The sequence below is a fragment of the Reichenbachiella carrageenanivorans genome, from assembly GCF_025639805.1.
GTDB classification, from domain to species: domain Bacteria; phylum Bacteroidota; class Bacteroidia; order Cytophagales; family Cyclobacteriaceae; genus Reichenbachiella; species Reichenbachiella carrageenanivorans.
On the sequence record NZ_CP106735.1, the window covers coordinates 1,568,665 to 1,582,374 of the forward strand.

A 13,710-nucleotide genomic window follows, 5' to 3' on the forward strand; every position below is an offset into this window, starting at 1 on the left:
TATGCTTTTTATTGCCTAACGAAATTAGACGCCAAAAGTAATGGATTCTACAGATTAATTTTCGCTAGCCTCTACTGGTTCTGTAGCTTCTTCTACTGTCTCTGGCTGGGGAAACATAATAGATAGTACAATAGAGAAAGTAAGCGCAGCCATGATCACGATGAACGACCAGATGATTGGAATGTGAGCATGCTCAATGCCAATCAGCTGAAAAGCTTTCTGTATGATGCTCATTTCCATCAGCATTTTCACACCGATAAAAATCAATACGACGGACAATCCTTTTTGAAGCAAATAAAACTTGTCTAAGGTGTTGGCTAATAGGAAAAACATGGCTCTGAGTCCCATGACAGCAAAAATATTTGACGTGTAGATTACAAATTCATTTTGTGTAATGGCGAAAGCCGCAGGGATAGAGTCTACTGCAAAGATCAAATCCGTAGATTCGATTAATAAGATCACCAAAAATAGAGGTGTAAACCATAGTTTGCCATTTTCACGGAAAACAAATCTGCCACCTCGATCACTATTCGAAATTGGAAGTATTTTTTTAGCCCATCGAGTCAATAAATTTTTTTCTGGCTCGATTTCCATATCCTCATCTTCGTTGAAGATTTTGATACCCGAGTACACGAGGAAGATACCGAAAATGTAGAGGATCCAATGGAATTCGCCAATGAGCAAGGCACCCAAAAAGATGAATATGGCTCTAAATACGATAGCTCCCAGAATACCCCAGAACAAGATGTCGTGGTAGTATTCGTCTTTTACTTTGAAATACCTTAGGATCAGGAGAATGACAAAAATATTGTCAACGGATAAGGCTTTTTCGGTTACATAAGCAGAGAAGTACTCAAGGGCATCTTCTGGTCCACCACCAAAGAAGTAGATAAGTACTCCAAACACAGTTGATATAAAAATCCAGAAAATGGTCTGTATTAAAGCGTCTTTCTGAGTGATCTTAGCGGGGCCTTTGTGAACAAGGCCCAAATCAACGATAAGGAAGAGAATGATCACAATCCCAAATACGCTGAAAAGCAGCACTTCGTTAGTGCCCGAAAACAAATTGAGAATCATGGATATGTTTATCTTGGTGGTTTTTTAAAAAATTGTTAATTGATAGTATCAACTAACAAGCCGCAAAGGAAATGATTATCAGGCATATAATAAAATTTATATCTGATAAGTATCCTTAATGAACCAGTTGTAAATTAACTAAATGGTGATATGTGCCCTTTACGTTATCTATCAACTCATTATGAGCTCCTGATTCTTTGATGCAGCCACTTTCGATTACGTAAATTCTGTCCACTTCTTTGATGGTGGCGAGCCTGTGAGCTATGATTAGCGTGGTACGTCCTTTCATTAGCTCATTGAGAGCCAGCTGTACTTGTTGTTCAGATTCAGCATCCAGCGAGCTAGTAGCCTCGTCCAGAATCAAGATGGCTGGATCTTTCAATATCGTACGAGCGATGGCTATTCGCTGTCTCTGCCCGCCCGATAGTTTTACGCCTCGTTCTCCTACCAGTGTATCAAAGCCTTCAGGAAAAGACTGTATAAAGTCTAGTGCATGTGCTTTTTGGGCTGCTGCTTCTATCTCTTCTTGACTAGCGTCTAATTTGCCATAGGCAATGTTTTCACGAATGGTGCCGCCAAAAAGAATGACTTCTTGTGGTACGATCCCGATATTCTTTCTATAATCAGACAAGTCATAAGTAGAGATGTCTTGGCCGTCTACTTTTACGCTTCCGCTAAAACCATCGTAGAGACGCATGAGTAAATGAGCAATAGTAGACTTGCCAGCTCCACTTTTGCCTACCAAGGCTACTTTTTCACCTGCAGCGACTTGCATAGACAAGCCATGCAATACAGGCATGTCCATACGACTGGGGTATTGAAAATTTACTTGCTCGAAAGAGATATTACCACTTAGCCTAGGAGTGGTGTTATTTTCAGATTCTTCTGTTTCGGATGATTCTTCGTGGATTTCTAAGATTCGCTCAGAAGCGCCTATTGCTCGCTGTATCTGGCCAAACAAATCGCCGATTCCTGCAATAGATCCACCAATGAAAGCTGTGTAGAATGCGAATGAAATCAAATCACCAACGGACATTTCACCTTTTTGCAATAACAGGGCTCCGTACCACATGATAGCCACCATTCCGCCGAAGAGTGCAAAAATGATAAACGAGATAAAGCCAGCTCTATAAGTGGCTGCTTTTAGTGCTGTGGTTACTACTTGTTTGAGTGATTTTTGATACCTCAATTTTTCGAATAGCTCGTTGGTAAACGATTTGACAGCCAGAATAGATTGGAAGGTTTCCTCTACGATAGTGGACGAATGTGCGAGTTCGTCTTGCGACTGGCGAGAGAGCTTTCTGATTTTTTTGCCAAAAAGCATAGCTGAAATGATCAATACAGGAAAAGTAGCCAACATGAATATACTCAACGCAGGGGTGTTGATAAATATCATAGCGATACCTACAGCCAGTGTCACTACTTGTCGGATTACTTCTGCTAGTGTAGTAGAAAAAGTAGTTTGAAGTAGCGTGACATCAGAAGACATTCTGCTCATCAAATCTCCAGTGCGGTGCTTGTCGAAAAAAGAGATGGGTAGGTAAAGAATTTTTTTATATAACCCAAATCGTACATCAGCCATGGCGTTTTCGCTTACTTGAGCAAAAAGATAGACTCTGAAAAATGAGAAAATACCTTGTAGAAAAAGTATGCCGACTAGGCTTAACGCAATGCTATTGATGTCGTTGAGCATCCAAGTGCCTTCGCCAGAGGCCACATCGATTAGCTTGCCAGCGATCAGAGGAAAAGCCAACAATAAGAAACTACCTAATACCAAAAATACGAGCCCAATGATAAATTTGGTCTTGTAGGGGAGCAGATAGCGAAAAATGCCATAAAGTTTACCGAAGTTCTCTTTATTCAATGCTCGCTTATCTTCTGCTTTTATTTTTTCCTTGGCCATAGCAATTCTTAAAATGTGCGCAAATTTATCTTGCCAGACTCACACGTCCAACCTTTTGTGGAAAGAGCTCAACCTATATGACAACTATCAGCTTGGTCTACAGTTTTTATAGGGGTTCTATTATCTTAGTTAGATGAAAAGTATTTGTGTGTATTGTGGCTCTTCGCCTGGTCATGACGATCAGTACAAAGAGGCGGCCGTAGCATTGGGTCGTACATTCGCTGAAGAAAACATCAGGCTGGTGTATGGTGGTGCCAAGATCGGTATTATGGGAGCTGTTGCTAAAGCCTGTTTGGATCATGGTGGGGTAGTGACGGGCATCATTCCTGGCTTTTTGGATAAGGTGGAAATCACCAACACGGAAGTGACGGAGCTTATTCAAACCAATAATATGCATGAACGGAAAACGGCCATGGTGGAAAAATCTGATGGTTTTATAGCCATGCCGGGAGGCTTTGGTACGTTGGAGGAGCTGGCCGAAGTCATGACTTGGGCGCAGTTGGGTTTGGTCAAAAAACCAATTGGTATCCTCAATGTAAATGGTTTTTATGATCGATTGTTAGAGTTATTTAAGCACATGCACCAGGAGGGGTTTGTAAAATCGGCTAATTTAGAACTGTTTGTAGTGGATGATCACGTGGAAGGTTTGCTGACTAAAATGAAACGCTTTCAAGCTGATGATTCCTCTTTCGAGCAAAAACTTGGACTCACTTGATTTTGAGTTGAACTCATCAAGTAGTAAATTAGATTTAGCGCTATGAGAAAATTTACTAACCTATATGACCTACTGTGCGCGAATCCTTCTTACATTTTATCTGGCAATTTCAAAAATTCAACACCATTGAGCTGACTACTCACGACGGGCTGTCTGTGCAGATTTATGCCATAGGCCACTACAATACGAACGCAGGGCCAGATTTCTTAAACGCCAAACTATTGATCGACGACATTATGTGGTATGGACATATAGAGCTCCATATTAGGTCTTCGGATTGGAACAAGCATAAGCATCAACACGACGAGGCTTATAATAATGTGGTACTACATGTAGTCTGGGAGCACGATATCGAGGTGCAAAGTGTGAATGGTGCCAGCCTGCCAGTTTTAGAATTGCAAGACCGCATTCACCCAGAGTTGTTGAGAAAGTGCAATCAGTTGATCAAAAGCCCAGAGCAGATTCCATGTGCAGCACAGTTTGGACGAGTCAGGGATATTGACAAACTAAGCATGCTAGACCAAATGGGTGTACAACGCTTGAAGCAAAAATCAGAAGTGATTCTAAACCTTTTAGAAAAAAATAAAGGCAGCTGGGAAGAAACCACTTATCAGTTGCTCGCCAAGAATTTTGGTTTTAAAACCAACGACGAACCATTTTTGAAGTTGGCTCAATCACTTCATCACAAGACACTGATCAAGCACGCTGGGCAACCATTGCCAGTGGCTGCGTTGATCTTTGGCATGGCAGGTTTTCTGCATGGTGATTTGGATACTTACGGCCACGAACTAAACAAAGAATATGACTACTTGTCGAAAAAATATAAGCTACAGGGATTTGAATTGCTCCAAGCGGAGTGGAAATATCTGCGGCTGAGGCCTGGCAATTTCCCCACAGTGAGACTTGCTCAGTTTGCTGCTTTCATGACTCGAAATGTGAAGTGTTTTGACCAGTTTATTCATTACCAAAAAACAAAGGATCTTTTGACCCTTTTTGAAGTAGATGTAGATGATTATTGGCAGCAGCATTATGATTTTGGAAAAGCTAGTAATCGCAGCCAGAACGCCATGGGCAAATCCAGTATCGACCTGATCCTGATCAATACCGTAGCCCCACTACTCGCCTCCTACTCACAGTATACCGATGAGATTAGTTTTATGGACAAGGCGATTGATTTGCTGCAAACAGTGAAGGCCGAACGAAATCATATCCTTACGATGTGGGGGGAGCTGGGTTTTCAGGTCAAAGATGCTTTCGATTCTCAAGCCCTTATCGAATTGCGAAACGAGTTTTGTTTGAAAAAGAAGTGTCTATCCTGTAAAATTGGGGTCAACTTGATTAATAGTTAGCCCTTGGCCATAGCCCTTATTTATATTTTCAATAGTATTCTGCTCATTGGTTTCAGCTATTGGCACTTTTTGAGCTATGATCAAAGTCCAATTCGTAGTCATTTTTGGCCTGCGTGGTTGTTCAAAATTTGTAGTGGGCTATTCTTAGGAGGCTTGTTTTATGGGTACTATCAGAGTGGAGACACGATACATTTTTATGAGCAAGCTAGTCGCTTGGCTCAATTAGACCCTGTAGCATTTTTTGAGGCCATTACTCAAGGCACAGTTCCCAGCCAATCGGTTCGAGCAATATACTTTGTGAGAATAGTAGCCGTAGTCAAATGGCTGACGCATGCAGACTATTGGTTGCTTTCGGTTTATTTTTCGTTTGCTAGCTTTTGTGGTGCCACTTTACTTGTCGATCAGTTGGTACGGTGGCGAGCGGACCTGAAGATACCAGCGATTGTTGCGTTTTTATATTTTCCATCTATAGTTTTCTGGTCTTCTGGGTTGCTCAAAGAGAGTTTAGCTTTTGCCGCAGTATCTGTTTTGATCGGTTGTTTTCTGGCTTGGCAACAAACGAAGAAATTTTCTTTTGGGTCATTTTTATTGAGTGTGTTGGCGTTGGCCATTATCGTTTGGATCAAATACTATGTAGCTGCAGTACTTATTCCATTATTGATTTATCTGGTTTTGTATCATATTCCTTTCGGGAAAAAATGGATTGAATTCTCGTTGTGGCAAAGAACAGGAATCTTGACGTTAGCTTTGGTATTGCCTGTACTAGGATTTCTACAATGGCTAAGTCCTAACCTGAGTATGTCTAGACTTTGGCTTGTGATGCAGGAAAATCATGAGGCTTATATCCAGCTAGCTCCACATGGTGCCGTGTACACCTTATCTTGGTTTGATAATGGATGGGATCTCTTTGTCAATATGCCTTATTTATGGTTTTCGGGTTTGTTTCGCCCAGTGTTAGGCGAAGATTTTTCCTTCCCTGCGGTGTTGGCTAGTTTAGAAAATTTAGCCCTTCTTATCGGTGCGGTGTTGGCTTTGTTGATGGTCGCCAAAAAGAAGAAAATGCCGTGGACAGCAGAGAGGTTGGCAACAGTCATATATGTAACTGTACTGGCTATTTTTCTCTCCTACTCAGCACCCAATTTGGGTACCTTGGCCCGATTCAAAATCTACTATGCCCCATTTGTAGTTTTGTGGATAGTGTATCAATTACAATCCTTTAAGCTTTTCCGAAAGGATTAATTGGTCTTTTATCTACCTTTGCGCCATGGAAAATCCCGTAATCATATTTGGCACTGGCGGACTCGGTAGAGCCGCACTCGAAATCTTTGAATCTAATGGCAATGTCGTGTACGGTTTTCTCGACGACGACAAAAAATTGCACAATACTGACATTGATAATATTCCAGTATTGGGAAGTACGACAGATCAGGGTTTTTTGAAGTTGATAGGCCAAAAATGTGAAGCCTTTGTGGCTACAGACGACAGCAAAGAAAAGCAGTCGATTGCCAAAGTGCTGATCGAAAAGCGCAAGGTGATGCCTACCAATGCCATTCACCCTTCGGCATACATTGCCAAATCTGCGGTGCTAGGCCATGGCAACTTTATCAATGCCAACGTGACCCTGGGTGCAGGATCGGATATTTCCAACCACTGCATACTGCATAGCGGGTGCACCGTAGATCACGATGCCAAATTGGGTGACTTTGTGCAGGTAGGAGCAGGAGCCACGGTCAGTGCCCATGTGGAGCTGGGAGAAAATGCATTTGTTGGGGCAGGAGCTGTGATCATCACTGGGGTGAAAATAGGTAAAAATGCTCGAGTAGGAGCAGGCTCTGTAGTGATCGCCGATGTGGCCAAAGGAGAAACCGTATTTGGTAACCCCGCAGTGAAGATTGAGCAGTAAGAGGAATTTTCATGTAGTAAGAAAGGAGTTCTTTTTGTTCACCAATTCATAAGGTGTATGGGTAGCTTTCTTTAATGTCAGATTGAGATGGGCTGAAACTCAATATTCATTATCTTTTCAGGAAATAAATCTTCTCGCAAAGTATGTCCCAAATCTCCGAAACAGACCTGATTCTCAATTCAGACGGCAGCGTGTATCACTTGCACCTAAAGCCTGAAGACATCACCCAAACGATCCTGACCGTAGGCGATCCCGAGCGAGTGGAAAAGATTACGGCAAACTTTGACAGCGTTTCTTTCAAAAAGAAAAGTAGGGAATTTGTCACCCACAGAGGCGTGTGTCATGGCAAGGAATTGACCGTGATGAGTACTGGTATGGGCACCGATAATATTGAAATATTCATGAATGAGTTGGATGCGCTGGTCAATGTAGATCTCCGTACCCGTACCATCAAAGAAGAAAAAACCAGTCTCAATATCATCCGAATAGGCACGTCGGGTAGCTTGCAGGAAGATCTCCCTGTGGGGGCGCTATTGGCTTCTGATTATGCTGTGGGGCTAGACACACTTATGTGTTATTATGATTTGTCGCAGACGGCTCATGAGCAAGAGATCTCCTTCCATCTCCAAGAGGCAACAGGTTTGCCCTTTGCCCCGTATGCAGTAGCTGGGTCGAGCAAACTTCGAGAGCAATTGGCCTTTGATATGGTGATTGGAAATACTGCTACTTGCCCTGGGTTCTACGGGCCACAGGGGAGAAAACTGAGAGCGAAGAATGCCATGCCCGAATTTATGGAAGTACTTAATGCGTTCCGACAGGCAGATTTCAGACTCACTAATTTCGAAATGGAGACCGCTGGCTATTATGCCATGGGAAGGTTGTTGGGACATGAAGTACTCAGCCTGAATGCCATTCTTGCCAATCGTGTTACTCAGGAGTTTGCCGCCAATCCAGACCAAATAGTAGGTGATTTAATTCAAAAAGTGTTAGAAAGAATATGAATGAAGGATTGATCAGTTGGGATGATTTTGAAAAAATAGATCTGCGAGTAGGGACTATCCTTACCGCAGCGCCATACCCTGAGGCACGAAAACCTGCTTACAAACTGACGGTAGATTTGGGAGACGAAATAGGAGTGAAAAAATCCAGTGCTCAGATTACGGCGCACTATTCTTTAGACGAGCTGGTAGGGCAGCAGGTAATCTGTGTGGTCAACTTTCCTCCAAGACAAATTGGGAAATTTATGTCTGAGATATTAGTCACTGGCTTTGCCGATGAAAAAGGAGATATTGTACTCTCCACGGTAGAGCGCAAACTACCCAATGGCGCTAGACTTTGCTGATGGCCGACGGGTTGCAATATCGAACGCTTACACCAAAAGACTTGGTACAAATGCACCGCTCTTTTGTAGAAGCATTTTCGTCTTATCAGGTCAGTATGAAAATATCAAAAGAAGCGTTTGACGATCGAATGCTGAACAAACTCAATATTCGATTTGACCTATCACCGGGTATATTCTCAGGAGACAAATTGGTTGCTTTTATTTTTCAGTCAGTCAATGCATATGAGGGAGAACTAACGGCTTATAATGGTGGGACAGGAGTTATTCCTGGTTATACAGGTCAGGGACTTGCAGCCACAATGTATGAGTATATTTTTCCTAAGCTCAAAAAAGAAGGAATAGAGAAGTGTGTGCTCGAGGTGCTAAGAGACAATGCTTCTGCCATACGGTCTTATCAGAAAGCGGGCTTCGAGCAGGTCAAGCTTTTTCAGTGTTTGATGCTCAAAGATGGTGTACTCAAGACGACGGCTAATCAAAAAATAAGAGTACAGGAGGTGTCTGATTTTATGGTTGCCGAGTATGCAGCACTAGCCACAATCAAGGCTAGTTGGCTAGATGAGTTGTCCCAAATCAAATATCATTTATCGAAGGAAACTATATTGGAACATCGTGTCGAGGGTAGGCTATTGGGTTATCTTATTTTTCAGCCTGTCAACGGGCGAATCGCACATCTTGCAGTGAGGTCAGATCAGAGGGGTAAGGGGATAGCTACCGCACTAGTGACCCGCGCTCATATATTAAGCGAAAGTAAAACACTTTCTATACTGAATATAGAAATGAAGGAAGAGGGCGTGATTAATTTTTTCATGAAGCTAGGTTTTCAACGAGATCTTCAGCAATTTGAAATGCAAAAAACACTGATAGATGTCTAGTTATGAAGAGAAAATAACGAATGAGTTAGCGGAGTGGCAAATCGCGATGCAGCGAACACCATCCGTCTCGAATGCAACTATTCAAAAATTTCAAACACGTATCAATAGGCTTTGGCCCAATCGTTTGCGTAGGTTGATTACGCAAGTGGTTAAGCAGATGACTAGAGCGGTACTTTTTGGTGCAGAGTTTACCACCAAGCCCAACACAGAAACGCGCTCTCTGATGGATATAGAGGCGCACGTAAAAGAGAAGATCAATCGCTACACGTCTACCGCCACTGCCGAAGGAGCCATTACTGGTTTTGGTGGGTTTGTGAGTGGACTAGCCGATTTTCCGCTTTGGATGTCGATCAAAATGAAGATGTTGTTTGAAATTGCCGCATCATATGGTGTAGACACCAAAGATTATAAAGAGAGACTTTTTATACTTTATGTTTTTCAATTGGCTTTTTCAAGTCAAAAAAGGCGGAACGAGATTTACCTTGTCATTAGCAATTGGGAAATCCAAAAGGATAAGTTACCTTCAGACATAAATGCTTTCGACTGGCAGTTGTTTCAGCAGGAGTATCGGGATCATTTGGATCTGGCCAAACTGCTGCAACTGATACCTGGCGTAGGTGCAGTAGTCGGTGCTTATGTCAATCATAAGCTGACCAATCGTCTCGGAAAAATCGCGATGAACGCCTACCGACTGCGGCGTTTGAATCCTCGTTAGCCAGAGGATTATTGCCAGAAACCACCACCCAAACCTAGAAGAATAATTATATTAGAGAACACTACTTAACGAAGCAGCATGACACCCACACGCGTATTTGACTTTCTATATTATCAGCAGGAACAAGCCCCTTTGGATAGTGGGCTGAATTACAAAGAGCATGGCCAATGGAAAGGCTATAGCACCGCCGAAACGGTACGGATAGTGAACGAAATGAGCCTTGGCATGCTGGCGTTGGGTATTCAGCCTGGGGATAAAGTGGCGATTATTTCTCCCAATCGCCCAGAATGGAATTTTGTAGATTTTGCTTGTCAGCAAATAGGTGCGGTATCAGTGCCTATGTATCCAACTATTACGGTCGAAGACTATCAATACATTTTTGAGCATGCAGAGGTCAAAATGATTTTTGCGGCCAATGCTGAGCTGATGGAAAAAGTAAAGACGGCGACCGCTTCTTTGTCTATTTCCTATGTCTATTCTTTCGATCAAGTAGATGGCGTGGCACATTGGACGGCAGTCAAAGATCTAGATCCGCAAGGGGATTTGTCGGTAGTAAAACAACTGATGGATAAAGTACAGCCTGCAGATTTGCTTACGATTATTTACACCTCGGGCACCACAGGTCGACCCAAAGGGGTCATGTTGAGCCACCTCAATATTGTATCCAATACACTGGGCGTGTCTGATCGTACCATGGGGTGCATGGATCAAGGAAATGACCGAACGCTTAGTTTTCTGCCGATGTGCCATATCTATGAGCGCACGGCTATTTATGTGTACTTCTACAACAGCTTGTCGATTTATTATGCGGAGAGCATGGACAAGATAGGAGACAATATCAAAGAAGTAAGTCCACACATGTTTACCTGTGTGCCTCGCCTGCTTGAAAAAGTATATGACAAGATTGTTTCCAAAGGCTATGAGTTGTCATTCATTAAGCGAAAGCTGTTTTTCTGGGCCATCGATCTGGGATTGCAGTACGATCCAAATGGAAGCTTTAGTGGTTGGTATCATTTCAAACTAAAAATTGCCAGAAAGTTGATTTTTTCTAAATGGAAAGAAGCATTGGGGGGGCGGTTAAAACTGATTTCGTCGGGAGCTGCTGCTTTGCAACCTCGACTTGCTCGCATATTTTGGGCGGCAGAAATTCCAGTTTGCGAAGGTTATGGGCTCACCGAGACATCGCCTGTGGTAACGGCCACGGCGCCATTTCCTGACTACGTGCGGATCGGATCTGTGGGTAGGTTGATTGAAGGGGTGGAGGTGAAAATAGCCGATGATGGTGAGATCCTATGTAAGGGTGATAATATCATGATGGGCTACTACAAAGCTCCAGAACTGACCGCTGAAGTTATTCAGAATGGGTGGTTTCATACGGGTGATATTGGTGTAATCGAGAATGGGTTTTTGAAAATCACGGATCGGAAAAAGGAAATGTTTAAAACCTCGGGGGGTAAATACATTGCACCACAGATGATGGAAAACAAGTTTAAAGAAAGCCCTTACATAGAGCAAGTGATGGTGGTGGGAGAAGGTCAGAAATTCCCATCGGCTTTGATAGTTCCTAACTTCGAGGCTTTAAATGAATGGCAATTGAAGCAAAAACTGGAGATTAAAAGCCATAAAGAATTGATTGCACACCCAAAGGTGATTACACTTTATGAATCCGAAATAGCTAAATTCAATCAGGAGTTTGGAAACTGGGAGCAAATCAAAAAATTTGAGCTTGTGAGTCAGTCCTGGGGGATAGAAAGCGGAGAACTAACCCCTACTTTGAAGCTCAAACGCCGCATCATTAAAGAGAAATTTCAGGCCTTGATTGAACGCATCTATATGATGTCGAGCTAATCAGGTTTTTTTTAACTCCTAGCCGAAGTCTTACGTGCGTTTTTGGTGTAGATCACGAGGGCTGCACTGATGATGACAAGGTTTTTCATCATGTACTGACCGACCAGACTAAAGCCAAATGGCGGGTGAGTAAATACCTGCTCTGGAAATAGGAATAATGGTGAGAGCGTACCTCCCATATGAAGAAGCAATCCCCAAATCACATATTTGGATTTGATTCTTAGCAGCAGTGCAAGGCCTATGAGTAGCTCCCCGCTAGCGAGGAGCCACAATAGGATTTGTTTATCAAATAAGTGAAAAGTGAGCAAGTCAAGCGTATCGCCAGCCAATACTTCGGCAGGGCTGTAGTTTGGAAAAAATTTCAGCATGCCAAACCACATATAAATCAACCCGATGGAGGTTTCGAGCAGTACGAAACCGTATTTGTCCGCTAGGATTAAAAGCCCGTCATCTATTTTTTGAGATAGCTCCTTTACATTCATGTCATTAGATTTTAGATGAACTAGGTTCTTCCCCTACCAGTTTCAAATACTTCTGATAGATGTCGTTAGCTACATTTCTACCCAGCGTCAAACCTTCTACGTTGTCTGCTTGGATATGGTAGCCACCCATTACACGAGAGATACCTGCCATCTCAGCCGTTTGAGTAAAGGTAGGGAAGTGAATAGTTACGGTATCGCCAAGATTGTTGGGTTCAGTCATGCTGCCTGGTACCAAGTCCACAGAGGAACCAAATTGATCGTTGCCTTTGTATAGGCGGAGGACTTCGCCACAGCCACCGCTAATGGTGCTATGCCCAGATACGTAGCTGGGAAATGGAGGACAGAGGAAAGTCTCTGGTGAGTAAGGTCTCCACTGATCGCCTTTCATCTCTGTCATGCCCACTTCTGGTCCGCCCCAAGCCTTGATGACCTGATCTTGGTAGTAGTCGTGTACGAGTGCATAGGGTCGGGCATAGTCGTAGTGCATTTTCGAATCCCAGCAAGCGATGAAGGCATCCATGGCTACGGCCTCTACAAGGAAGTACATTTTTACATCTTCGTCGAGTGTGTGGTTGTCGCGCACAGATACTTGCTGAGCAAATAGCAACCAGTGACCGGCTTGCTGTACGGATTTTGGTCCATCTCGCATAAACTCCACCAAGGCTCGATTTTCGTCCGTGAGGTTGGCTTGGAGGTCGATTACTTCTTTTACTTCTGCAGCCAATTGATCAGAGCCTACCATTGGAGGAGGGCCTGGGCGATATTGGCTGGAAGAGTCTAGGAGTAGTGGTTTTACGAGTTGCCAATAAGGCGTTAGACAGCCAGGAGCAAATTTTCCACCATTGCCGTCAGCAAAGTATTTGGGTTGCCATCGGTTGATGTCTACATTTTTGTCTACGGTATTTACAGGAGCATAGGCGGTGTAGTCTTCGTATGGGGTACCCGACTCACCAGACAACTCACCATATTGGTTAGACCCATCATTTCGGCGATTTTCGATCACCGCCTTGGCAGCGAGATTGCCAATGCCCACGGGTGTGGTAGGATCTAGGGATTGGTCGTTGGGGTCTAGGCCCAATTTCAACATCAACTCCTTATACATCGTAGTGTCTGTATAATAATATTCAGACATGGCGCGGTAGGCGGCATAGCTGATGGCTATTTCTTTGTTGCGCGTGGTTTGCTCGTCTGTAGGGCGACGTTCTACGCCTGCAAGATATATTGGAGAGGCCTTTTCGTCGTATCGAGTCCAAGCATCAAAAATGGAGGTAAAAATCAATCCTAGAAACCTGCTGGTGATAGTGGGTCTGGGTTTGAATTTGTCAGTGTCGTTGGCGGTGGCTTTTAGTGCCATATGTCCCCATTGGTAAGCTACGTTTGCTTCACCTCTTGGAGGTTCGAGGTCTGTTTGCTTTTGGTTTGGTGTGCAAGCGGTAAGCAGAAGAGCCATCAGGGCTACACAGTGTATTAGTTTGTTCATATTACTTGTTTTATTAATCGTTCT

Annotated in this window: 13 protein-coding genes; 9 read left to right on the forward strand and 4 right to left on the reverse strand. The window is 43.3% G+C overall.

Going from position 1 to position 13,710, the window contains the following annotated elements:
- Positions 1-54 precede the first annotated feature (54 nt).
- The gene (locus tag N7E81_RS06285) at positions 55-1,077 is read right to left on the reverse strand and encodes a TerC family protein (protein WP_263052434.1); all 1,023 of its coding nucleotides are present in this window, start codon (positions 1,075-1,077) and stop codon (positions 55-57) included.
- Between the two features lie 115 nt (positions 1,078-1,192).
- The gene (locus tag N7E81_RS06290; RefSeq protein WP_263052435.1) at positions 1,193-2,980 is read right to left on the reverse strand and encodes an ABC transporter ATP-binding protein; all 1,788 of its coding nucleotides are present in this window, start codon (positions 2,978-2,980) and stop codon (positions 1,193-1,195) included.
- Positions 2,981-3,113: 133 nt separating this feature from the next.
- Here N7E81_RS06290 and N7E81_RS06295 point away from each other — a divergent pair, with 133 nt between their 5' ends.
- From N7E81_RS06295 to N7E81_RS06335, 9 genes are all read left to right on the forward strand, one after another.
- A complete protein-coding gene (locus tag N7E81_RS06295) occupies positions 3,114-3,695 on the forward strand; it encodes an LOG family protein (protein ID WP_263052436.1) in 582 nt (193 codons plus the stop codon).
- A gap of 74 nt (positions 3,696-3,769) precedes the next feature.
- On the forward strand, positions 3,770-5,044 hold the full coding sequence (locus N7E81_RS06300; RefSeq protein ID WP_263052437.1) for a DUF2851 family protein: 1,275 nt from the start codon (positions 3,770-3,772) through the stop codon (positions 5,042-5,044).
- A 3-nt stretch (positions 5,045-5,047) separates the two neighbouring features.
- A complete protein-coding gene (locus N7E81_RS06305) occupies positions 5,048-6,283 on the forward strand; it encodes a hypothetical protein (RefSeq protein ID WP_263052438.1) in 1,236 nt (411 codons plus the stop codon).
- A gap of 25 nt (positions 6,284-6,308) precedes the next feature.
- Entirely contained in the window at positions 6,309-6,947 is a 639-nt protein-coding gene (locus N7E81_RS06310) for an acetyltransferase (RefSeq protein WP_263052439.1), read from the forward strand.
- Positions 6,948-7,090: 143 nt separating this feature from the next.
- Positions 7,091-7,948, forward strand: coding sequence for a nucleoside phosphorylase (locus N7E81_RS06315; protein WP_263052440.1), 858 nt, complete (start codon positions 7,091-7,093; stop codon positions 7,946-7,948).
- On the forward strand, positions 7,945-8,289 hold the full coding sequence (locus N7E81_RS06320) for a tRNA-binding protein (protein ID WP_263052441.1): 345 nt from the start codon (positions 7,945-7,947) through the stop codon (positions 8,287-8,289). Before N7E81_RS06315 ends, N7E81_RS06320 begins: the two co-directional genes overlap by 4 nt.
- On the forward strand, positions 8,289-9,161 hold the full coding sequence (locus tag N7E81_RS06325; protein WP_263052442.1) for a GNAT family N-acetyltransferase: 873 nt from the start codon (positions 8,289-8,291) through the stop codon (positions 9,159-9,161). The genes N7E81_RS06320 and N7E81_RS06325 overlap by 1 nt, the downstream gene beginning before the upstream one ends.
- Positions 9,154-9,876: an EcsC family protein gene (locus N7E81_RS06330; RefSeq protein WP_263052443.1), complete on the forward strand. Its 723-nt coding sequence runs from the start codon at positions 9,154-9,156 to the stop codon at positions 9,874-9,876. The genes N7E81_RS06325 and N7E81_RS06330 overlap by 8 nt, the downstream gene beginning before the upstream one ends.
- A 78-nt stretch (positions 9,877-9,954) precedes the next feature.
- Complete coding sequence (locus tag N7E81_RS06335; RefSeq protein ID WP_263052444.1) at positions 9,955-11,724, forward strand: AMP-dependent synthetase/ligase; 1,770 nt, start codon at positions 9,955-9,957, stop codon at positions 11,722-11,724.
- Positions 11,725-11,735: 11 nt separating this feature from the next.
- On the opposite strand, the gene N7E81_RS06340 is transcribed toward N7E81_RS06335, so the two are convergent.
- Positions 11,736-12,206, reverse strand: a complete 471-nt coding sequence (locus tag N7E81_RS06340; protein WP_263052445.1) for a doxx family protein — start codon at positions 12,204-12,206, stop codon at positions 11,736-11,738.
- Positions 12,207-12,210: 4 nt separating this feature from the next.
- Entirely contained in the window at positions 12,211-13,686 is a 1,476-nt protein-coding gene (locus N7E81_RS06345) for a vanadium-dependent haloperoxidase (protein WP_263052446.1), read from the reverse strand.
- Positions 13,687-13,710 lie beyond the last annotated feature (24 nt).